The sequence below is a fragment of the Sporosarcina sp. OR05 genome (assembly GCF_041414805.1).
Lineage (GTDB): Bacteria > Bacillota > Bacilli > Bacillales_A > Planococcaceae > Sporosarcina > Sporosarcina saromensis.
This window is the reverse complement of record NZ_JANKJL010000013.1, coordinates 82543-105980: the sequence shown is the minus strand read 5'-3', so window position 1 is coordinate 105980 and position 23438 is coordinate 82543. Positions and strand designations below refer to the sequence as shown.

Below are 23438 nucleotides of genomic sequence, written 5' to 3'. Positions count from 1 at the left end.
CATAATCGCCTTAAACACGGCAAACTTTGGCCAAAAGCCGCATAATCACCTAACTCCACGCATATAAACGATTCCCTTCGGGTACATAGTAAAATATATTGATGAACAATAAGAAACTGTTTGTATGGGACTAATTCCTCCAAAATTAACAAGCAATCTCTTGAATTCTTTTCCTGTGAGCGATACGATGGAAGTCATCCTAGTGAAAAGGAATGATGTAAATTGACGATGTTTATGATAATTCTTGTCATTAATATTGTGTATGTATCGTTTTTTACGATTCGGATGATACTTACGCTTAAAGGCTATCGGTATATTGCAGCGCTCGTCAGTATGGTAGAAGTGGTCATTTATATTGTGGGTCTTGGCTTAGTGCTGGATAATTTGAATGAAATACAAAATATTGTTGCGTATGCGGTTGGGTATGGTATTGGGATTATTATTGGTACGAAAATTGAAGAGAAAATGGCGTTAGGGTATATTACTGTAAACGTCATCACTGCTGATATCGATCATACGATGCCGAAATTGCTGCGTGATAAAGGATATGGTGTGACAGATTGGTCTGCGAATGGACTAGAAGGGAATCGTTCGGCGATGCAAATTTTGACACCGCGTAAGGATGAATTGAAATTGTATGATACGATAAAACAGATTGACCCAAAAGCATTTATTATTGCGTATGAGCCAAAGACGATTCATGGTGGGTTCTGGGTGAAGACTGTTCGGAAAGGGAAATTGTTTAAATGAGTGCAAAGAAAAAGACCGTATGGTTTGAAGTGGAAGAAGGAGAAGGGATTACGGATTGTTTGCAACGATTGGCAGATGCAGGCTATTCGGTCGCAGGACGTAAAGAGGAACCGATTTTTGAAGAAGTGGATGGGCAGTATATTCCGATTCGACAAGTCATTAAATTTAAAGGTGTACTTAGTGAGTAATAGTGAATACACGAACGTTGTTAAAATATATCGTTTTAATCGTTCGTATTTTTATTGACGAGCTTATTATCTATTGGTACTATAAAGAAGTGATAGAGGAACCCGCATATATGTTGAAGGATTGGCTTCAACGTTTCTACCAGGACACCGTAATGTCCGGACTATGAGGGAAAGCGATTTTTTGGATTCAGCGAAAGGTGTGCCATGGCGAATGGATACAATCATCTTAACGCTTATTATTAATCCTTGAATGAACTGCTTTCCATGTATGTGGAACGCGGCTTATTCAAGGGTTTTTTTGTAGAAAAGAAACGAGCAAAGGAGTCGATTGTCGGTGCAACCAAAAGTGGGTGTCATTATGGGAAGTAAAAGTGATTGGGACACGATGAAGCATGCTTGTGACATTCTCGAAGAGTTAGAAGTGCCTTTTGAAAAAAAGGTGGTTTCTGCACATCGTACGCCGGATTTAATGTTTGCGTATGCTGAGGAGGCTCAAGCAAGAGGGATTGAAGTCATTATTGCAGGTGCTGGTGGTGCAGCACATTTACCAGGCATGGTAGCAGCGAAGACATTAGTACCTGTGATTGGTGTGCCTGTTCAATCAAAAGCTTTGAATGGGATGGACTCATTACTTTCAATCGTTCAGATGCCTGGTGGCGTTCCAGTTGCAACTGTATCGATTGGAAACGCTGGTGCAACGAATGCAGGTTTATTAGCTGCACAATTTCTAGCGGTACATGATGAAAAACTATTGGAACGACTTGCGCTTCGTCGAGAGAAGATGCGTGTACTGTCAATGGAAAGCAGTGGTGAGCTAATGTGAAGACGATATTGCCTGGCCAAACAATTGGTATCATCGGGGGAGGACAGCTCGGTCGAATGATGGGGCTTGCGGCTAAGGAAGCTGGGTTTAAAATTGCAGTGCTTGATCCGACTATGGATTCACCGTGTGGACAAATTGCAGATATCCAAATCGTTGCACCTTACAATGACGAAGCGGCATTAGAAGAGTTAGGGGAAGTGAGCGATGTCATTACATATGAATTTGAGAACATTGACTACGAAGGGTTAGATCGTTTATCTCAAATTGCTTATGTTCCTCAAGGTGCTGAGTTAGTAAGAATTACACAAAACAGGATTGCTGAGAAAGCGGAGATTGTGGAAGCGGGTGCACCAGTTGCAACGTATGCCACTGCGGCTAGTTTTGAGGAGTTGAAAGAGAAGATTGAGAATGTCGGATATCCTTGTATCGTGAAAACGGCTTTTGGTGGGTACGATGGAAAAGGGCAAGTAAAACTGGATTCCTCAGCGCAGCTAGATGATGCTTACCCACTGTTTGCACATTCCGCATGTATTGCAGAAGCTTTCGTTCCGTTCAAAACGGAGATTTCGGTTATTATCCAGCGGAATATGGCAGGTGAATCTTATTGTTTGCCGGTATCTGAAAATATTCATAAACATCATATTTTACATGAGTCAATCGTTCCAGCTCGTGTAAGTGCAACTGTCATAGAGAAAGCAGAAAAAGCGGCGAAACAAATAGCCGACCATTTGAAGTTGGTCGGGACGTTAGCGGTAGAGATGTTTGTACTGGAGGATGGAGAAATTCTTATAAATGAGTTAGCTCCGCGTCCGCACAATTCAGGACATTATTCAATCGAAGCGTGTAACGTGTCACAGTTCCATCAGCATATTCGAGCAATTTGCGGTTGGCCGTTACGTAAACCAAAGCTATGGGGTTCGTGCATCATGGTGAATGTGTTAGGAGAGCATGTAGCCCCTCTAAAGAAGATTGTAACGAGCTATCCTGATTGGTCTATCCATCTTTATGGGAAACAAGAGGCGAAAGAAAAACGGAAGATGGGGCACGTGACGATTATGACGGAGTCGATTGAAGAAACGTTGCAAGAAATTGAAGCAACGGGCATTTGGGAGTAAAGAAGACAAGCGATAGGAGTAGGAATCATTTCATTACCACATAAATCGATTACAAACTAATTTGATCCGGGAGGAAACAAACATGACAAAAGTACAAGTATTCGTTTCATTACGCGAGAGTGTTGTAGATCCACAAGGTATTGCTACGAAGGATGCTCTGCATAAGTTAGGTTTCGATGAAGTTGGAAATGTCCGCATTGGAAAGATGATTGAACTTGATTTGGCAGGTACAAATTCGGAGATTGAAACACGTGTACATGAAATGTGCAATGCCCTTCTTGTCAATAAAGTAATCGAAAACTATCGCTTCGAAATTGAGGAGGTTGCGGGCAAATGAAGTTCGCTATACTAAGCTTTCCAGGCTCCAATTGTGATGAAGATATGAAGTATGCGCTGACAGATATCATCGGTGCACATGCAGAGATTGTGCAGCATTATGAAGCGGACTTGCAACACTATGACGGAGTTGTCATTCCGACAGGAGCTTCCTATGGAGACTACTTACGACCAGGTGCGCTTGCATTAAGCTCAGCTGCAATTGCTAGTTTACAAGCGTTTGCTGCTACAGGAAAACCAGTACTTGGTGTTGGAAACGGTTTTCAAATTCTCGTGGAAGCGGGGTTATTGCCAGGTGCTTTCTTGAGAAATAAAGGATTGAAGTTTAGAAGTGGTAAAACATCTGTGAAGGTTGAAAATGCAACCTCATTGTTTACGAGTGCTTATGAACAAGATCAGCACATAACACTTCCTTTCGCGCACGAATATGGGAATTATTACGTTGATGTTGAAACGGCAGCATCATTAAAGAAAAATGGCCGGGTTGCTTTTACGTATGCGGATGGCAATGAAGATGGTAGTGTTGCAGCCATTGCAGGTGTTTTGAATGAACAAGGAAATGTTTTAGGGATGATGCCATTGCCTGAACGCGCTGTGGAAGTACTCATTGGTGGAACAGATGGTCTAGCATTATTTCAATCAATCTTGAAGAACGGGAGTGAACGTCATGCATGAACCGACAGCTCAGCAAATCAAAGATGAGAAATTGTATCGCCAAATGGGGATGACCGATGAGGAGTTTGATCGGGCAGTCAGTATGCTGGGACGGCTTCCGAATTATACAGAAACAGGACTGTTTTCTGCTATGTGGTCTGAGCATTGCTCCTATAAAAGTTCAAAACCGGTACTACGCAAGTTTCCAACTGAAGGGGCACGTGTCCTACAAGGACCGGGTGAAGGGGCTGGGATTGTTGATATCGGTGATAATCAAGCAGCTGTGTTTAAACTTGAATCCCATAACTCCCCTTCTGCAATCGAACCTTTCATCGGAGCAGCAACAGGAGCAGGTGGAATCATTCGTGATGTGTTTTCGATGGGAGCACGTCCCGTTGCACTCGTCAATTCGATGCGATTTGGGGATTTGTCTGAAGCACGTGATCGCTATTTATTTGAACAAGCTGTGGCAGGAATTGCGAGCTACGGAAATACGATTGGAATCCCAACAATTGCAGGAGAAGTGCAATTTGATAATTGCTATTCAAAACGCCCGCTTGTCAATGCGATGGCTGTTGGCTTACTGAACCATGAAGATATTCAAAAAGGGCTTGCTTCCGGTGTTGGCAATACCGTTATGTATGTCGGGGCAAAGACAGGACGTGATGGCATTCACGGTGCAACGATGTCTTCAGCAGAAGTGGCTGTCGATAAAGAAGAGGAACTGCCAGTCATGCAAGCAGGTGATCCGTATCTTGAGAAGCTCCTCATGGAGGCATGTCTAGAACTCGTGAAATCAGATGCGCTAATTGGTATTCAAGATATGGGGGCAGCCGGTCTCACTTCATCATCAGCTGAAATGGCTTCAAAAGCGGGCTATGGTGTGGAGATGAACTTGGATCTAGTTCCACAACGTGAAGAAGGTATGACTGCGTACGAAATGATGTTGTCTGAATCCCAAGAGCGTATGCTCGTTGTTGTAAAGCAAGGTCGTGAACAGGAAATCATCGATTTATTCTCAAAATATGGGCTTGAAGCAGTTGCAATCGGTAAAGTGACGGATGATAAGATGTTAAGGCTTTACCATAAAGGGGAAGTAGTTGCGGAAGTCTTAGCAGACACACTTGCTGAAGATGCACCTGTTTACTATAAAAAATCAGAAGAGCCTGCGTATTATAAGGAATTCCAAGCGATGGCCAATGAAGAGCCAAACGTTGAAGACTTGAAGGAGACGTTATTAGCGTTATTGAAACGACCGACCATTGCGTCCAAGGAATGGGTGTACAACCAGTTTGATACGCAAGCACGTGCAAATACTGTTGTGGCTCCAGGCTCTTCAGCGGGTGTCATTCGGGTAAGAGGGACGAATAAAGGCCTTGCCATGACGGCAGATTGCAATTCCCGGTTCATATACCTTGATCCGGAAATGGGCGGGAAAATTGCTGTAGCTGAAGCGACGCGCAATCTGATCTGTTCAGGTGCTGAGCCAATTGCTGCAACAGATTGTTTGAATTTCGGTAGTCCGGACAAACCAGAAGTGTTTTGGCAAATTGAGAAATCTGCGGATGGAATTGCAGAAGCATGCCGTAAATTAAATGCACCCATTATTGGTGGGAATGTTTCAATGTCCAATGAAGTGAATGGAGTGCCTGTGTACCCGACGCCAACGATGGGGTTAGTAGGAATTGTCCACGATTTGGCGCAAGTGACGACTACATCGTTTAAACAAGCTGGTGATACGATTTACGTCATTGGGGAAGCGGCTACGGAATTCGGTGGCAGTGAATTGCAACAAATGATTGAAGGGAAGATTTTCGGTAAAGTGCCTGCAATCGATTTAGACGTGGAAGTAAACCGTCAAAAAGGATTGCTTACTGCGATTCAGAATGGCCTTGTCCAATCAGCTACTGATCTTTCAGAAGGTGGTTTTGCTGTAGCACTTTGTGAAAAGGCGTTTGATGCGAAAGGTCTCGGTGCAGAAGTGACGCTTTCTGGCTCACCAGTGACAGCGCTTTTCAGTGAAACACAGTCACGTTTCATCGTTACGGTAAAAGAAGAACATGCACATGCATTTGAGCAATTGAATGAGGACGCTGTACGAATCGGTACTGTGACCGATCGAGAGGAAATCAGGATTACGGGTGAAGAGGATTCCGTGTTGATAGATGGGACGGTGGAAGAGTTCCGTTCTGCATGGAAAGGAGCAATTGCATGCTTGCTGAGCTCAGAGGCTTAAACGAAGAGTGTGGAGTGTTTGGGATATGGGGTCATGGAGATGCGGCGCAGATCAGTTATTATGGTCTGCACGCATTGCAACATCGTGGTCAAGAAGGTGCTGGAATCGCGACGAAAGATCACAAAGGTCTTCATGTTGTGAAAGGGGAAGGCCTTGTCAATGACGTATTTTCAGGCGACGCTATACGAAGTTTGACAGGTCGCAGTGCGATTGGTCAAGTCCGGTATACGACAGAGGATGGGCGTGGTGCAGAAAACGTACAACCCCTCGTTTTTCGTTCAACGACAGGTAGTATGGCCATTGCACATAACGGGAACTTAATCAATGCAAAAGACTTAAAGGAAAGCTTAGAGAGACAAGGGAGCATTTTTCAAACGACTTCGGATACAGAAGTGTTAGCGCATTTGATTAAGCGAAGTAGCAGTGGGTCCTTGACACAGCGGGACCGTGTGAAAAAAGCGTTGTCCATGTTGAAAGGGGCTTTTGCTTTTGTTGTGTTGACGGAAGAAGGTTTAATGGTTGCTCAAGACCCGAACGGTTTACGACCGTTGTCGTTGGGGAAATTAGGGGATGCATGGGTCGTTTCTTCAGAGACATGTGCGTTTGACTTAATTGGCGCGGAATGCATTCGTTCTGTCGAACCGGGAGAATTGGTCATTATTAATGAAAGAGGTTTGCAGTCGGATCGTTTTGCTGAGCCAGCTGAACGGGCAATGTGTTCGATGGAGTATGTTTATTTCTCCCGACCGGATTCAGATATTGACGGCATTAATATTCATATGGCGCGCAAACGTTGCGGCAAGCAATTGGCTCGGGAAGTGAAAATTGAGGCAGACGTAGTGACAGGTGTACCTGATTCAAGTATTTCTGCAGCAATCGGCTTTTCAGAGGAAAGTGGCATCCCCTATGAATTAGGACTCATCAAAAATCGATATGTGGGTAGAACGTTCATCCAACCGACGCAGTCGATGCGTGAGCGTGGCGTGAAGATGAAACTGTCTCCAGTGCATCAAGTCGTTGCCGGGAAACGTGTCGTCATGGTCGATGATTCGATTGTGCGAGGAACGACGTCAAAACGGATTGTCAGTATGTTGAGGGATGCCGGTGCTACAGAAGTCCATGTCGTCATTGGTGCACCGCCTCTAGTGAGCCCTTGTTTTTATGGCGTCGATATTAGTACGGACTCGGAGCTAATTGCAACCGGACGTTCAGTCGAGGAAGTGCGTGAGCTGATTGGAGCCGATTCACTTACATTCCTTTCTGCTGAAGGGATGCTGAAAGCGATTGGCAGGTCACCTGAGATGAAAAATTGTGGCCAATGTCTTGCTTGCTTCACAGGTGAATATCCGACAGACATTTATGCGGATACGGTATTGCCGCATGAGAAGGAAATCGGACGGTAAGTGATTGTCAGACGCACAAATACCTATCCGTTCGATCTTTTAGCTTGCGTCGTTGATTGTCCATGTAGACGCACTCATACGTAGTTGATGACGTATAAGCGGTTCTGTTTGGTTTACTCAAAGGTGTTACGTATCCAGTAGGTTGGTAATTCGTCATTGTGATGGATAGTTGTACATATTTGCTCAAAGGAGGAAATTCCATGTCGAAGGCTTACGAAAAAGCGGGTGTCAACATTGAAGCGGGTTATGAGTCCGTAGAACGCATGAAATCACATGTTGCACGGACAGCACGTAAAGGGGTTGCGGGGGCATTTGGTGGTTTCGGTGGAATGTTCGATCTTTCTGCGCTCGGGTATAAAGAGCCTGTGCTCGTTTCCGGTACAGATGGAGTCGGAACAAAACTGAAAGTGGCATTCATGGCTGATCAGCATGATACAATTGGCATTGACTGTGTTGCGATGTGTGTAAATGACATTGTTGCTCAAGGGGCAGCACCGCTTTATTTCTTAGATTATATCGCACTCGGAAAAGCAGTTCCTGAAAAAGTGGAAGCGATTGTCAAAGGAATTGCGGATGGTTGTGTACAAGCCGGTGCTGCGTTAATCGGTGGCGAGACAGCTGAAATGCCAGGACTTTACGAAGTCGATGAGTACGATGTAGCAGGATTTGCTGTCGGTGCTTGTGAAAAAAGCAACATTGTGACAGGTGAGTATGTACAAGAAGGCGATGTGTTAGTCGGTCTCGCTTCTAGCGGAATTCATTCAAATGGTTTTTCGTTAGTACGTCAAATTGTTTTTGAAGAGCAAGGCTATATGATGGATGAATACATTGCTGGTTATGAAGAACTTGGACGAATTGGTCACGCGTTGTTGGAACCAACGAAGATTTATGCAAAACCCGTCCTTCAAATACATGAAGAGTTAGACGTACATGCAATGGGGCATATTACAGGTGGTGGTTTCTTTGAAAACCTTCCTCGGATGTTCCCACAAGGTTTTGGTGTGGAAGTGAAGCTCGGCTCTTGGCCGGTACTCCCTATCTTCAACATGTTAAAACATAAAGGGGAATTACTTGATAAAGACCTGTATAGTGTCTTTAATATGGGAATCGGATTTGTGATCGCCCTTCCTGCTGAACAGGCGAAACGCGCTATTCAAATTGCAGCTTTGCACGGGGAAGATGCATACGAAATTGGTCGTGTCGTTAAGTCGGAAGGCATTACGTTCATTGGTAAGCACGATGGGAGTTTAGCGGAATGAAAGAAAAGGTGAAGATTGCGGTCTTTGCTTCAGGGAGCGGCAGCAATTTTGCCGCTCTTGAAAATGCATGCCGTGAAGGGGAATTGAACGCAGAGATTGCGCTTGTCATGACGGATAAACCGGCTGCCTTCGTTGTTGAACGTGCCAAGCAAGCTGCAGTTCGCGTCGTAGCAGTTGAGCCTAAAGCGTTCCCAACTAAGAAAGCATTTGAAAAAACGGTAATTGACATACTCCGCCAAGCTGAAGTGGAATGGATTGTATTAGCCGGTTATATGCGTTTGATCGGTCCTGATTTGTTGGCCGCTTTTCCATCACGCATTGTTAACATCCACCCTTCCTTATTACCATCGTTTCCAGGTAAGGACGCAATCGGACAAGCGATTGCGCATGGCGTGAAAGTGACAGGCGTCACCGTACATCTTGTAGATGAAGGAATGGATACAGGCCCGATTCTTGCGCAAGAAGCTGTTCGGGTTGTGGATGGGAATACTGAAATGACTGCACAATCCATTCATGCCATTGAGCATGTCATTTACAAAGAAACGTTGCAAAAATTATTTGTCGCTAACGCAATTAACTAGTAATCGGAGGATATAAATCATGAAAAAACGCGCATTGCTCAGTGTGTCGGACAAAGCTGGGATTTTAGAATTTGCACAAGCGCTTGTCGCATTGGATTACGAAATTCTGTCAACAGGCGGAACGATGAAACATTTAAAAGACAATGGAGTAGCAGTCACAGCTGTCGATGAAGTGACAGGTTTCCCGGAAATTATGGAAGGGCGCGTAAAAACATTAAATCCGATGATCCATGGTGGTTTGCTTGCTAAACAAGATGATAGCTCCCACATAGCACAAATGAAGGAACACGGGATACAACCAATCCATATCGTATGTGTGAATTTGTATCCATTCAAAGAAACGATCGCCAAACCAGACACAACAATTGAGGATGCAATAGAGAACATTGACATTGGCGGACCAGCAATGTTACGTGCATCGGCTAAAAACCATGCTTATGTTACCGTCATCGTGGATGCAGGAGACTATGAGCAAGTGCTTAAAGAATTAACATCTGCTGGTGAAACGACACTGGAAACTCGTCGCCGTCTTGCAGCAAAAGTATTCCGGCATACCGCGGCGTATGATGCCCTTATTTCGAGCTATTTGACAGATCTTGCTGGTGAACAATTCCCGGAGCAAGTGACCTATACATACGAATTGAAACAACCGCTCCGTTATGGTGAAAATCCACATCAGAAAGCGGCATTTTATAGCCGTCCGCTCGGCTCGGATTTCTCCATTGCTTATGCAACGCAATTGCACGGAAAAGAACTATCCTATAATAATATTCAAGATGCGAATGCTGCCCTTCAAATCGTCAAGGAGTTCCAACAACCGGCTGCTGTCGCAGTAAAGCATATGAATCCGTGTGGAGTTGGTACTGGAGCAACAATTGCTGAAGCGTTCAATAAAGCATATGAAGCAGATGCTACCTCGATTTTTGGAGGGATTGTGGCACTAAATCGTGAAGTGGATGCGAAAACTGCAGAGCAATTATCGTCAATCTTCCTGGAAATCATTATCGCACCATCGTTTACAGATGAAGCAATGGAGCTGTTGACACAGAAGAAAAACATCCGTTTATTGACCATTTCGTTCACCCAGCAGAAAAAAGATCAGTGGAACACGGTTTCTGTAGAAGGTGGGTTGCTCATACAACAACCGGATACATATGGGTTCGATGATGCGGACATTCGTGTTGCTACAGATCGTAAGCCGACAGAAGCAGAGTGGGAAGCGTTGAAACTCGGTTGGTCCGTTGTCAAACACGTGAAGTCTAATGCAATTGTCGTATCAGATGCGCAAATGACGTTAGGTGTAGGTGCAGGGCAAATGAATCGAGTAGGTGCAGCAACTATTGCATTGGCACAAGCGGGGGAACGGGCTAAAGGTGCCGCACTGGCATCGGATGCATTTTTCCCGATGGATGATACAGTTGAAGCTGCAGCACTAGCAGGTATTACAGCGATCATTCAGCCAGGTGGATCAGTGAAGGACGAAGATTCCATTAAGAAAGCGAATGAATACGGAATTGCGATGGTATTCACGGGCGTGCGTCATTTCAAGCATTAATACAAGGGGGATCTATTCATGAAAGTTCTCGTAGTCGGAAGTGGGGGACGGGAGCACGCGATTGCAAGGCAATTTAAGCAGTCTCCTTCTGTCTCTGAAGTGTTTGTTGCGCCTGGGAATGATGGCATGAAAGAAGACGCTGAATGTGTACAAATACGCGCCAACGATTTTGCAGCGCTCGCAGAGTTTGTCGAAAAAAATGCGATTGACCTGACTTTTGTAGGTCCTGAGCAACCGTTAGCGGAGGGAATTGTTGATTACTTCCAAACACGAAATTTACGGATTTTCGGTCCGACGCAAGCCGCAGCACAAATTGAAGGCAGCAAATCATTCGCCAAAGAATTAATGAAGAAGTACAACATTCCAACTGCTGCTTACGGCACCTTCACGGATGTGGACGAAGCAAAAGCATTCATCCGTCAACAAGGCGCACCTATTGTTGTAAAAGCCGATGGACTCGCTGCAGGTAAAGGCGTCGTCGTGGCAATGACAATGGAGGAAGCAGTCGATGCAGTGGATGAAATGATTGGCAATCAAAAATTTGGTGATTCATCCTCTCGTGTCGTCATCGAGGAATATCTTGAGGGCGAAGAGTTTTCTTATATGTCGTTTGTCCATGAAGGGCAGATCTATCCGATGCCTATCGCGCAAGATCATAAGCGTGCATTCGATGGCGATACAGGGCCTAATACTGGCGGCATGGGAGCATACTCGCCTGTTCCTCAAATTTCAGAACACGTCATCCAAGAAGCGTATAATCGGGTTGTCGTACCGACTGTCGAGGCAATGGCATCAGTTGGTCTGCCTTTCACAGGAATCTTGTATGCTGGACTCATTTTAACAGCTGAAGGACCGAAAGTAATTGAATTTAACGCTCGTTTCGGTGACCCGGAAACACAAGTCGTATTACCACGGATGGCATCTGACTTCGGAGAATTCATGATGGCGCTCATGACAGGCAAACCATATCAACTGCAATGGCATGATGATGCTGTGTTAGGGGTCGTCGTTGCTGCAGACGGTTATCCGGGAGATGTAGTAAAAGGAAATGCATTGCCAGAGTTAGATGTTTTAAAGAACATCGGTCTGGAAGTGTTCCATGCAGGCACAAAGATAGACGGTGAAGGGTTTATCGGGAATGGAGGCCGTGTCCTCCTCGTTACATCGAAGGCTTCTTCATTGAAAGAGGCGCAGGAACATGTCTACAAAGGCTTAAATAACTTGGAGTGGAAGGATTTCTTCTACCGTACAGATATCGGCTGGCGCACCTTTGAGTAATTAATTCAAGTAGTTGATCGAATACTATTAGCGTGTGAAACCATTATTGTTTGATGGTTTCACACGCTATTGTTTTCAATAGAAGTATAATGAGGTGTGGCAAGTCGATTTAAGGACAGTGACGCTTCAATTTCGTCGCAAGTTCATTGCTCAATACTACTTCTTGTCTCAACTCAATTTGCCCGTAGCTCTTTTTAAACGACTAGGCAAACTTCACTCGATCGCCCCCGTACTCTTTAATTGAACATCCACGTTTAAATCAATAGGGAGAGATGGATAAGCTTCTTTCCATTTTTCGAATAATCCTTCTTCATTTAATCGGGTTGCACGGTAGCGCAATCCGAATCCGGGGTCTAACTTTTCTTCTTGAAGTAACTTCAAAAAATCCAATAACTTTTTCTCAATTGTTTTCGATGAAATTTTATTGTATTCATCTAACTTGTCGATCGATAAAATCTTATTTGATTGTCCAATGATCCCGATCATCTTGACATCGACTTTTATTGAAACAGGTTCATTGCCATCTGTAATAATTTTATATGACGTATGAATGTTATCGATATTTAACATGAGAACTAAATCTTCACTTTTTACTTTGTAGTCAAACCCGCTTTTTTCATTGAAGACCGTATTGTAATATTTGGTTTGAATAGAGGAGAGAACGAGAAATTTATCATTTAGTCCAGTAACAATAGCTTTATTGACACGTAGTTCGGTTTTATCTTCATTTGTCTCCATTAACGGAATGAATGAATCGATTCCCTTTCCGTAATAATCTCGTCTAAATTGGAACAGAAAAGCTGTCGTGATAAAAGGACTTTCCGTACCTGTCTGATCAAAAAAGTTAAAAAGCGAAACCGTTGAAGCGGCTTCAGTACTCGGTTCAGTTTTTAAGACATCTTCAGCGGTTGGACGGGCAGCGATTATATATGCAATGAGCTGGATATCGCCTCTACGAGTGAAATAATCCATATATTCTTTCACGCCATCTGCTAGCAATTTTTCATGGATGACAATTGCTTTCATATGACCGAATTCGAGCACTTTGTCAGTATGTGTTTCAAGGGTGCGTAAAGATTCACCAATTGTCTCACCCTCTTTTGAAAAATAGGCATATTTAGCACCTGAAGCATCTTTAACAGAACCAATTGGTAACGCAATCTTCAAAGTTACTTTAAATCCTTCGCCATTTTCACTTGGATCAATGCCAATTGCTGATATGAATACTCGTTTATCAATATCTTTAAAGCCACAACCTGAAAGAAACGTGCTTATCAAACAAAGCGAAATAATTAACAAATGTAATTGTTTCATCCCTTCACACCTCGCTTAATGACAAAAAAGACTATTATTAAAACTGTGAAAAACAAGGGCAGTAAGTTAAAGAAATAGCTTGTAAAAATAAATAACTGATGCTCGGTTAAGTAAGAGACCATGTAAATTCCTACACTCCAAAACAGTATAAGGATGAGCACAGGTGATAGTGGTTTATCCTTCCACTTCAGCTTCTTGAATGTGAACACCGTGTAAAAGAATTTCACAGCAACGTGCCAATGAATAACAATGCTGAGCACAGCAATTGCTAAAAAGATTAATAAAAAAATGAAAAGTAAGCGCTCGACAATACCAAAGCGCATTCGGATGGAATCACTTGTGGAAATCCAAGGATAAATTAATCGATCGATCTCATCAAACCCAGCAATACCAATCGGTACGAAATATGTTGTTAATAAAACGAAAGCGCCAACCACTCCAATAATGATGATCTGTTTTGCACCAAAACGGATTTTCTCCGTAAGATAGCGATTAAAGACAACTAGATTGACAATACCGATATATAAGTAAGTGGAAGCTGTATAGGCGGAATAACTTGGCCATTCATTTGCATGCATTAGAGCGACCTTGACAAAATCCATATTAAACACGTCATTCACATATGATTTTACGATGAGTAAGAAGACAAAAGGGCTAAATAGGACGACTGTTAATTCAGTCATATATAATACACTTTTTGTTTTAGCTAGGACCCCATAAGAGATGATGACCAAAAAACTTAACACATACATGAAGATAGAAGTTTCTGGTGACAAAAAACGAATGAGTATGAAAGTGAATGTTACTAAGGTAATGAGGCCTGCTATAAACCAGTTCAGCGCGAAATAGAGCAGAACAGGCACGGAAAACCACTTTGAAGTTCGGGTTTTAAGTAACTCAATGAGGTCCTGACCTGGAAAATTGTTAAAACATTTGACCGTGATGAACGTAATAATAACACCTGAAATTGCTGCAAGCCCCATAGAAAACAGCACCCCATTTTTACTCTCCACAACGAGTATTCTAGGAACTGTCGCAACTAAATTCGCAATCATGTTTATAAAAATTAAATAATAAACGTATCTATTCATCCGCTTTCACCTTCAGTTCATCATTGCGGTTTTTCCAATACATTTTTAAATACGGTTTTCCGAAACTTTCTTTATTCGTTAAATACATCATAATGCCAAGCATGCCGATAATGACCCCCGCCAAGCCAAATAGAGAGGCATACAGCAATAAAAAAAATCTTGAAATGCGAATAGAAAAACTCATTTCGTTGATGGGGATAACGAATGTTGAAATTGCAACGAGTGACACGACGATAATCATGATATTGGAAGCAAGGGCAGCCTCGACGACTGCTGTCCCAAGTATTAAACCACCGACAGTTGTTGCTGTTGCACTAACCGCCTTCGGTAATCGAATACTTGCTTCCGTGAGCAATTCAATAAAGACGAGCATGAAAAGCACTTCAATATAAGAAGGATAAGGAACTCCTATTCTGCTCCCGGCAACTGTAAGGGCAAGCTCTGTGCGAATGACATCTGGATTGAAAGAAATGATGGCTACATACAGTGCAGGTAAAATGATACAGGTTAGTAATCCTGCATAGCGTAGCATGAGCGTTGACAGTGAAATCCAAAAAGAGTGATAATGATCTTCCATTGAAACCATGAAATCAAAGAAGACTGCAGGTGCCATTGTCGCCTGGGGACTTCCGTCCACTAGTAGAACAACTTTTCCGGTGGCCAAATTATAGGCGATTCGATCTGGTCTTTCGGTTAATAATGTATCAGGAAACAATGTTAGTTTTTGATTGTTTAAATATAACTCTAAATCCCCTGTAGACTGGATAAGAGGGTTTTTTAAATCTTTCAACCGTTCTTTAACCAGATCTAGGACATGCGTATCAACATGTTTTTCATCATATAAAATGGCAATTGGCCGATTGGATTCATCGTTTAAACTAGCTGTCTCCACTACAAGTGAAGAAGTATAGTATCTATGGCGAATAATATTTAAATTTGTTTCCAAACTTTCACTTAAACCAAACTGAGGTCCATGAATTGTCGGTTCTAAAGCCGTTTCCAAAACTGTGTTTGTAACACTCTTCTTTATGTCCAATAAAAAAGTCCGCTGACCGACGACAACTAAGACATTCCCTTTCGTCAATTCGATGAGAAGTTGTCTTTCAGCTGGAACGTCGACTTTATTCGGCAGTGAAGAAAGATACTGAACAAAAGAGTCTGCGGCACGTAGTTCGAAAAATGGTTTAATAACAATTGTTTGAAGTAGTTGGCCATCTACCACACTTTTTAAATAGAGTACATGTGCTTTTGTTCCATCAATGTGTAATGGTGTTTGTATGATGTCAGCAGATGGTTGTAAATGATGAGCGAGACGTTGTACAAGAATGGGCGCTTGTTCATCATGATTACTATTCAACTTTCGTACCCTCCTTCCATAACCTTGCTCTTAGAGTAACCGAGAAAAAAGCAGTTCATTCTTCTATTGGAGGTTTGCGTGTATGACGGAACATTCTCTCTTCGCGCATATTGGCTCTATATTTCCAACGATTGCTATGCTACGATAAAACCATAGAAAGATAAAAGAGGAGTCAATATTATGTGGGACCAACATACAATAGATAGACAACTTCAAATTATTAACGGTAAAGCTTCGCCTGATATGGTTATCCAGAATGCTACTTACCTCCATTCTGTTTTAAAGCAGTGGGTAACAGGAAACATTTGGATTCATGGTGATCGTATTGTGTATACAGGCAGTCGAATGCCTGTCTTGATGGAGGAGACGGAAGTGGTTGACGCGACAGGGAAAAAAATCGTTCCCGGCTATATTGAACCGCATGTTCACCCATTTCAGTTGTACAACCCTGAATCATTTGCATCTTTTGCAGGGAAACGAGGCACGACGACATTTATTGCAGATAATTTGACGTTCTTCTTGCTCTTAGGGAATGAAAAGGCTTTCAAATTGGTTGACCAATTACACCAATTGCCATTTTCGTTTTATTGGTGGGCGCGGTTTGACTCGCAAACCGTGTTGCACAACGAGAGAGAAATGTTCACTCCAGCAGCAGTTGCTGAATGGATAAAGCGTAGCGATGTGCTGATGGGGGGGGAGCTGACGGGTTGGCCAAGACTTCTGAACGGCGATGCAGAGATGATGACCAATTTGTTTGCTGCCAAGGCTGCGGGTAAAAAGATTGAAGGGCATTTTCCAGGTGCCTCTGAACGAACGTTGGCTAGAATGAAGCTAATTGGCGCAGATGGGGATCATGAAGCGATGACTGTGGAAGAAGTGGAATCACGCTTACTTCATGGCTATGCAGTGACGCTTCGCCATTCTTCCATTCGTCCTGATTTACCGCATTTGTTAAGAGGTATTGTGGACAAAGAATTACATGTTTTTGATCATTTAATGATGACGACGGATGGATCTACACCTTCATTCCACACGGATGGTGTCATGGATAAATGTATCCAAGTTGCATTGGATGCCGGTGTTAAACCAATTGATGCCTATGCAATGGCCTCCTATAACATAGCAAGATATTACGGAATGGATGATTTGCATGGACTCATTGCAACGGGTCGATATGCTACGCTGAACTTCCTTGACGACGAATGGCATCCGGTACCTACAGATGTCTTATCAAAAGGAAAATGGCTAAAGAGGGACAATGAATCCACTGGAACTTTCCAGCACGTGGATTGGTCCATCATTCCGGATTGTACACTCGATTTTGATTTGAGTGAACAAGATTTTGACTTTACACATCCTGTCGGCATTGGAATGGTCAATGATGTCATTACGAAACCGTATGAAGTAACGATCGATTTATCAGTGGACAAGTTAGCGGAAGAACATGATGAAAGTTTTCTTCTACTTGTCGATCGACATGGGAAGTGGCGTGTGAACACAGTCATAAAAGGCTTTGCCAATCAAGTTCAAGGATTGGCCTCGTCGTATTCAAATACAGGTGATCTCATTTTGATTGGCAAAGATAAGGGTGCGATGAAGCAAGCATTTGATGAGATGAAACGGATGAACGGTGGAATGGTGCTTGTCGAAGATGGCGAAGTTGTTGCTTCCATCGCTCTACCGATTGGTGGGGGATTATCTGCTTCCTCTGTAGAGCGTTTAATTGAAGAGGAAGTGGCGTTAAAAGAAGCTTTAGCGACTCGGGGTTACCAACATGGAGATGCGGTCTACACCTTTTTGTTTTTACAATCGACGCATTTGCCTTATGTTCGAGCTACGCAGCTAGGACTTTATCATGTAATGAAAAATGAAGTGATCATTCCGTCAGTGGAAAGATAGGGGGAAAAGATGGAAGGGAAAAACAGGGGATGGCTAGTCGGACTGGCGATCGTGTTGTTGCTGTTGTCGGCGTGTTCAAAAAATGAGAAAGCGGGTGCGGAAGAAGTTGACCACACACAAGAAAAACCCGAAATCATTGAAGTTGAGGATGAGCAGGAGGGAATGGATGACGAGCGAGCACTGTTTCCAACATTGTTTACAGGTGTAAAAGGTGAAACTGAAGTGGGCGATCGTGCAGTCCTTGCTACGATTAATAATCATCCTCAAGCTAGACCACAATCAGGTCTAAGTGCAGCGGATATCGTGTATGAGTTTGTGGCGGAAGGCAATGTCACTCGGTTTTTGGCACTCTTTCAAAGTGAGCTGCCAGAATCGATTGGACCCGTTCGAAGTGCCAGGGATTATTTTATAGAACTTGCTAAGGGGATGGATGCTTTTTATGTTGCGCATGGGTATAGCCCGGATGCGAAGGCATTATTAGACAAACGGTATGTCGATCATGTGAATGGCATGCAGTATGATGGCATTCTATTTAAAAGGTCGGTTGAGCGTAAAGCGCCACATAATTCCTATATTAGTAATGAAAATGTTCGTAAAGCGATTGAAATGACAAAATCGCAGGCTGTTGTCACAAAGATTCCTCCGTTTACGTTCCATGAATCGCTTGAGGATGCTAAAATAGAAGATATCGCCTCAATGCTTGTTGTCCGTTTCAGTAACAACAAAGAATTCATCAGTACGTTTGCTTACAACCCAGATAACGGGACTTACCAGCGTATGGTAAATGACGTCTTGACAGTCGATAAAGAAAACAATTTACCGGTTGAAGTGGCAAATGTTGTTGTCATAGAGACTGCCCACCGGACAATTGACAACGAGGGTAGACAAGCGGTAGATATTGAAAGTGGCGGCAAGGCAATGCTTTTTCAAGCGGGTGCTGTAAAAGAAATTGAGTGGAAGAACATTGAAGGATTTATCGTCCCGGTGGAAGACGGCGTACCTGTAAAATTGGTACCAGGGAAGACGTGGTTCCATGTCATCCCAACGTCACTTGGTTTGGCGAAATCCGTTTCCTATACTCCTTGACACGAATAGAAAGAGGGGGAACATATATGCAAATTGATAAAATTCGTAGTGAGCAAACGGACCAACTATTTAAAGCGATTTTGGAACTGAAGAATATTGAGGAATGCTATTCGTTCTTCGATGATCTGGCAACAATGAGTGAGCTGCAATCGATGACCCAGCGTCTAGAAGTTGCACATGCATTGAGACAAAAGAAGACGTATGACCGGATTCAAAATGAAACCGGTGCAAGTACAGCGACTATTTCTCGGGTAAGACGATGTGTCGATTACGGATCTGGCGGTTACAATATGGTACTCAACCGTTTGTATCCTGAACTAGAAGAGAATACGGAAAAGAAGTAAATCGGGCGGAGAATCTTTCCGCTCGTTTTTTTGGTATACTGTTGGATAGAGTTTACCTCAACATGTAGACGTAAAATGATAACTTTACAAAATAGGTGGTCATACAATGGATATAAAAAATTGGCGTCACGCCTTTAAAGTGGACCCTGCAAAAAACATTACAGACAATGCGTTGGAACGGCTTGCTGAATCAGGGACAGACGGCTTGATCATAGGGGGGTCAGACGGCGTGACATTGGAGAACGTACTCGATCTTCTGGCACGAATCCGTCGCTATTCGGTTCCGGTCGCTCTTGAAGTATCGACTGTCGATTCGGTGACACCTGGATTTGACTTTTATTTCATTCCAACTGTGTTGAATGCGTCCAAGACAGAGTGGATCAACGGAATCCATCATGCTGCGTTAAAAGAATACGGTCATATGATGAATTGGGAAGAAGTCATTGCTGAAGGGTATTGTATCGTAAATATAGATTGTAAAGCTGCAAAATTGACAGGTGTCGATAAAGTACCTGATGAAGAGGATGTCATCGCGTATGCGCGCATGGCGGAGCATTTGTTCAAGTTACCTGTCTTTTACTTAGAATACAGTGGGATGTTTGGGGATCCAGCGATTGTCAAAGCGGCTGCGCGCGTGCTTGAGAACACGAAACTGTTCTATGGTGGCGGCATTCGGAATGCTGAGGACGCAAGGGAAATGGCACGCCTAGCCGATACGGTAATAGTAGGTAATGTCATCTATGAAGATTTTGAAGCGGCGTTAACGACCGTACAAGCTGTGAAAACGATGTCCCATTGATGAGGAATATCATGTATAATAAAGAACAAACGTTCTAAGAAAGGCGGAATTCCTTATGAATGAACTAAGCGAAAACCTACTTGCCGGCATGAATCCGGAACAAGCGAAAGCAGTTAAAAAAACGGAAGGTCCATTGCTTATCATGGCAGGAGCAGGATCTGGGAAGACCAGAGTGTTGACACATAGAATTGCATATTTAATTGTTGAAAAAAACGTGTATCCTTCTAATGTTCTGGCAATCACCTTTACAAATAAAGCAGCACGTGAAATGCGGGAACGGATTGACGGCCTGTTAGGACCAGGTACGGGTGAGCGCATGTGGGTGTCAACGTTCCACTCGATGTGTGTCCGGATTTTACGAAGAAATATTGATCGGATTGGTATGTCAAAGAACTTCACAATCTTAGACTCATCAGATCAATTGACAGCAATTAAAAATGTTTTAAAAGAACGTAACATCGATTCGAAACAATACGATCCACGTACGATGCTAGGAACGATTAGTTCTGCGAAAAACGAATGTATCGATGCGGAGAAATTCAAAGCACAAATCAATATGCAAAACCCTTATGAAAAAACGGTTGCAACTGTCTATGAAGGGTACACAAAGAAATTACGTCAAAACCAATCCCTCGACTTTGACGACCTCATCATGATGACACTCACATTGTTCGAACGGGTCCCTGATGTCCTCGACTATTATCAGAACAAATTCCAATACATTCACGTTGATGAGTACCAAGACAGTGCGACACGTTGCTAACTGAAAAGGTTAGCCACTAGAGGGATCTAGGAGAACTAAGAATCTGATGAGTCGAATGATGGGGTAACGCCCTGAAAGGCTCACCTAATCCTCCGAATAGCGTTCAATGGTGCAAAACATTGAAGGTTATAAGCTCGGTGAAGTCGGCTGAAGGTCATCCTAACGTGGAGTCGAGGAAAGCTCTCTGGAGGCAGAGGGTATGACTGATAGGTCGGGGTTCTACAAAATACCTATGATGAGAAATTAGATGAAACAACCATCTATAGACGAAATTCCGAATGTACGGCTCTAGAGGTATAACTATTCGAAATGGATAGTCCTTCTTTGTAAGGGTTAGTGAGGTAGAGTAAAACTTGTCTTTATGAAATACCTTATGGTGTTACAGGCACCATTCAGCTAACAGGGCTAGAGGAATCATCTAAGGGTATATGTATAGATAGGATTCTTGGAACGTGGTAAGCCGATAACGTGGAGAGTTTGCACTCTATGAAGCGGTGGTAAGGAAAGCATTTTTAATTCATAACTTACCTTAGTATCGGTGAAGGTGGTGGCATAGTACCTGCGAAGCTGTGATAACAAGCAGTGAAGGGATAGCCACTAGTCAACTGATGGAAGACGACATTATTACACACAGAAATCGGGTTCGAGTATGACTAAGAGAAGTGAAAGCTGAAACTTACAAATCGTCTAGGTTTGTAAATGAGGTGAGTAATTGACTGATTCCGAAACGCAATCGAAGAAGTTAAAACGGCAAAAGCTGAGAAATAACGAATATTACAACACGCAAAACATGTTTGATACACTTTACAAGTTAAGTTCTGATGGGGAAACTTTTACGAATCTGTACGAACTGGTAGTACATCCAGCCAACGTTAAACTGGCTTTTCGAAACATCAAGAAAAATCGAGGTAGTAAAACGGCAGGAGTAAACAACAATACCATATTCGAAATAGGTCTTAGAAGCCCTGACAAACTTGTCGCTTACGTAAAGAACAGACTCGAGGATTATAAACCTCATAAAGTAAAACGTAAGGAAATCCCAAAACCAAACGGTGGAATTAGACCATTGGGCATACCGACAATCGAAGATAGGCTTGTGCAGCAATGCTTGAAGCAGGTATTAGAACCGATATGTGAAGCAAAGTTTCATCACCATAGTTACGGATTCCGTCCAAACCGTGGAACGCTTCACGCATATTCAAGAGCTGTCACATTAGCCAATCGAAATAATCTGCATTATGTAGTAGACGTCGATATAAAAGGATTCTTCGATAACGTAGACCATGGAAAACTCCTAAAACAACTTTGGACGTTAGGAATTAGGGATAAACGAATACTCTCGATAATTAGTAAACTGCTCAAAGCCGAAATTAAAGGAATTGGAATACCGACAAAAGGCACTCCGCAAGGTGGAATCATTTCACCGCTACTTTCAAATGTTGTATTGAATGAATTCGATTGGTGGATAAGTAACCAGTGGGAGACATTTGAAACACATCGGGATTACACTCGGTACCGTGTAATTGGTAGTAAAATGCGAAAAGACCAATCATTGAAGTACAGAGAGCTTAAACGTACCTCGAAGTTGAAGGAAATGTTTATAGTTCGATATGCAGATGACTTCAAAATATTTTGTCGTGACCATCAAACTGCTTTTACTGTATTCGAAGCAGTAAAAAAATGGTTAAAAGAAAGACTTGGCTTAGAGATTAGTCACGAAAAATCGAAAGTGGTAAACTTACGGAAAAACTATTCTGAGTTCCTTGGATTTAATTTCAAGGTGATTCCAAAAGGTAAAAAGCGTGTTGTAAAATCAAAAATATCGGATAAAGCTAAACGACAAATAGTTGAGAAGGTTAAAATGAAAGCGGAATATATTCGTAGACATCAAAAGAAAGCGGAAGTGGCAAAGTACAATTCAACCATTCTCGGTTTTCACAACTACTATCGGCAAGCTACCGACGTCACAAAAGATTTCAGCGAAATTGCTTACTCAGTCAAAAGAATCCTGTACAACAAATTAAAGAAGGTCAGGAGTACGAATGGGGTAATCACCAAATACCACCAGACTGCTTATAAAGATTATCTCGGTAAAAAGAAAATCTTTGCTTGTGGATTAGCACTATTTCCTATAGATGGCGTGAAACACAAGAATCCAGTGAACTTCACTCAAGAAAAGAACAGTTATACTGCGGAAGGACGAGCCTTGATTCATAGTAGTCAAGAAGCGGTGCCAGCCTTTATGGTTCATTATCTGATGGAAAACCCTATAAAGTCTGAGAGCATGGAGTACAACGATAATCGATTATCCAAGTATATCTCTCAAAAAGGGCAATGCGCTATTTCAGGTTATGAGTTGGAAATAGGTAATATGGAGCTTCATCATAAGAAACCTAAATCAAAAGGCGGTACAGATTCCTATCAAAATTTAGTGTTCATCGCAAAAGATGTTCATAAATTGATTCACGCAGTCAATAACCAAACCATTAAGAAATATTTATCGATAGTGAGTCTTGATGGGAAACAACTGAGTAAAGTTAACGACCTTCGAAAACGTGTTGGCAACTGTGTAATTGATAATGTAACGAGCTATTAGTTGATGGGGCG

20 protein-coding genes, 1 pseudogene and 1 riboswitch are annotated in these 23438 nt (G+C 42.7%); of the genes and pseudogenes, 18 read left to right on the top strand and 3 right to left on the bottom strand.

Annotation, left to right across the window (positions count from 1 at the left end):
• Positions 1-228 precede the first annotated feature (228 nt).
• The 12 genes from NRI27_RS15450 to purD all read left to right on the top strand — a co-directional run bounded on the left by NRI27_RS15450 (position 229) and on the right by purD (position 12178).
• Positions 229-750 (top strand): DUF2179 domain-containing protein, encoded by a 522-nt coding sequence (locus tag NRI27_RS15450; protein WP_317946062.1) that lies wholly within the window; start codon positions 229-231, stop codon positions 748-750.
• Positions 747-938 carry an NETI motif-containing protein gene (locus NRI27_RS15445; RefSeq protein WP_317946060.1) on the top strand — a complete coding sequence of 64 codons (192 nt, stop codon included), beginning with the start codon at positions 747-749 and terminating at the stop codon, positions 936-938. Before NRI27_RS15450 ends, NRI27_RS15445 begins: the two co-directional genes overlap by 4 nt.
• Positions 939-1022: 84 nt before the next feature.
• Positions 1023-1122: riboswitch (purine riboswitch) on the top strand.
• A 150-nt stretch (positions 1123-1272) separates the two neighbouring features.
• Positions 1273-1761 carry a 5-(carboxyamino)imidazole ribonucleotide mutase gene (gene purE / locus NRI27_RS15440; protein WP_371391535.1) on the top strand — a complete coding sequence of 163 codons (489 nt, stop codon included), beginning with the start codon at positions 1273-1275 and terminating at the stop codon, positions 1759-1761.
• The gene (purK, locus tag NRI27_RS15435; protein WP_371391534.1) at positions 1758-2876 is read left to right on the top strand and encodes a 5-(carboxyamino)imidazole ribonucleotide synthase; all 1119 of its coding nucleotides are present in this window, start codon (positions 1758-1760) and stop codon (positions 2874-2876) included. Before purE ends, purK begins: the two co-directional genes overlap by 4 nt.
• An 82-nt stretch (positions 2877-2958) precedes the next feature.
• Positions 2959-3213, top strand: a complete 255-nt coding sequence (gene purS, locus NRI27_RS15430) for a phosphoribosylformylglycinamidine synthase subunit PurS (RefSeq protein ID WP_317946054.1) — start codon at positions 2959-2961, stop codon at positions 3211-3213.
• Entirely contained in the window at positions 3210-3887 is a 678-nt protein-coding gene (purQ, locus tag NRI27_RS15425) for a phosphoribosylformylglycinamidine synthase subunit PurQ (protein ID WP_371391532.1), read from the top strand. Before purS ends, purQ begins: the two co-directional genes overlap by 4 nt.
• A complete protein-coding gene (gene purL / locus NRI27_RS15420; protein ID WP_371391531.1) occupies positions 3871-6102 on the top strand; it encodes a phosphoribosylformylglycinamidine synthase subunit PurL in 2232 nt (743 codons plus the stop codon). Before purQ ends, purL begins: the two co-directional genes overlap by 17 nt.
• Positions 6078-7505: an amidophosphoribosyltransferase gene (purF, locus tag NRI27_RS15415; protein ID WP_371391530.1), complete on the top strand. Its 1428-nt coding sequence runs from the start codon at positions 6078-6080 to the stop codon at positions 7503-7505. Before purL ends, purF begins: the two co-directional genes overlap by 25 nt.
• 200 nt (positions 7506-7705) lie before the next feature.
• Entirely contained in the window at positions 7706-8764 is a 1059-nt protein-coding gene (gene purM / locus NRI27_RS15410) for a phosphoribosylformylglycinamidine cyclo-ligase (protein WP_371391529.1), read from the top strand.
• Positions 8761-9345 (top strand): phosphoribosylglycinamide formyltransferase, encoded by a 585-nt coding sequence (gene purN, locus NRI27_RS15405; RefSeq protein ID WP_317946044.1) that lies wholly within the window; start codon positions 8761-8763, stop codon positions 9343-9345. The genes purM and purN overlap by 4 nt, the downstream gene beginning before the upstream one ends.
• A 19-nt stretch (positions 9346-9364) precedes the next feature.
• Positions 9365-10900, top strand: coding sequence for a bifunctional phosphoribosylaminoimidazolecarboxamide formyltransferase/IMP cyclohydrolase (purH, locus tag NRI27_RS15400; RefSeq protein ID WP_371391528.1), 1536 nt, complete (start codon positions 9365-9367; stop codon positions 10898-10900).
• Positions 10901-10918: 18 nt separating this feature from the next.
• Positions 10919-12178, top strand: a complete 1260-nt coding sequence (gene purD, locus NRI27_RS15395) for a phosphoribosylamine--glycine ligase (protein ID WP_371391527.1) — start codon at positions 10919-10921, stop codon at positions 12176-12178.
• Positions 12179-12391: 213 nt separating this feature from the next.
• On the opposite strand, the gene NRI27_RS15390 is transcribed toward purD, so the two are convergent.
• The 3 genes from NRI27_RS15390 to NRI27_RS15380 are packed head-to-tail and all read right to left on the bottom strand — an operon-like array spanning position 12392 to position 15940.
• Complete coding sequence (locus NRI27_RS15390) at positions 12392-13492, bottom strand: Ger(x)C family spore germination protein (protein WP_371391526.1); 1101 nt, start codon at positions 13490-13492, stop codon at positions 12392-12394.
• Positions 13489-14583: a GerAB/ArcD/ProY family transporter gene (locus tag NRI27_RS15385; protein ID WP_371391525.1), complete on the bottom strand. Its 1095-nt coding sequence runs from the start codon at positions 14581-14583 to the stop codon at positions 13489-13491. Before NRI27_RS15385 ends, NRI27_RS15390 begins: the two co-directional genes overlap by 4 nt.
• Complete coding sequence (locus NRI27_RS15380) at positions 14576-15940, bottom strand: spore germination protein (RefSeq protein WP_371391524.1); 1365 nt, start codon at positions 15938-15940, stop codon at positions 14576-14578. Before NRI27_RS15380 ends, NRI27_RS15385 begins: the two co-directional genes overlap by 8 nt.
• Positions 15941-16120: 180 nt before the next feature.
• Here NRI27_RS15380 and NRI27_RS15375 point away from each other — a divergent pair, with 180 nt between their 5' ends.
• The 6 genes and pseudogenes from NRI27_RS15375 (at position 16121) to ltrA (ending at position 23427) form a co-directional block, all read left to right on the top strand.
• Positions 16121-17839 (top strand): adenine deaminase C-terminal domain-containing protein, encoded by a 1719-nt coding sequence (locus NRI27_RS15375; protein WP_371391523.1) that lies wholly within the window; start codon positions 16121-16123, stop codon positions 17837-17839.
• Positions 17840-17848: 9 nt separating this feature from the next.
• On the top strand, positions 17849-18925 hold the full coding sequence (locus NRI27_RS15370; protein ID WP_371391521.1) for a DUF3048 domain-containing protein: 1077 nt from the start codon (positions 17849-17851) through the stop codon (positions 18923-18925).
• Between the two features lie 26 nt (positions 18926-18951).
• Positions 18952-19269 (top strand): YerC/YecD family TrpR-related protein, encoded by a 318-nt coding sequence (locus tag NRI27_RS15365; RefSeq protein ID WP_371391520.1) that lies wholly within the window; start codon positions 18952-18954, stop codon positions 19267-19269.
• A gap of 106 nt (positions 19270-19375) precedes the next feature.
• Complete coding sequence (pcrB, locus tag NRI27_RS15360; protein ID WP_371391519.1) at positions 19376-20068, top strand: heptaprenylglyceryl phosphate synthase; 693 nt, start codon at positions 19376-19378, stop codon at positions 20066-20068.
• A gap of 55 nt (positions 20069-20123) precedes the next feature.
• A pseudogene (locus NRI27_RS15355) lies at positions 20124-20816 on the top strand (UvrD-helicase domain-containing protein); the annotation flags it as partial.
• An 805-nt stretch (positions 20817-21621) separates the two neighbouring features.
• On the top strand, positions 21622-23427 hold the full coding sequence (ltrA, locus tag NRI27_RS15350) for a group II intron reverse transcriptase/maturase (RefSeq protein WP_371391536.1): 1806 nt from the start codon (positions 21622-21624) through the stop codon (positions 23425-23427).
• Positions 23428-23438 lie beyond the last annotated feature (11 nt).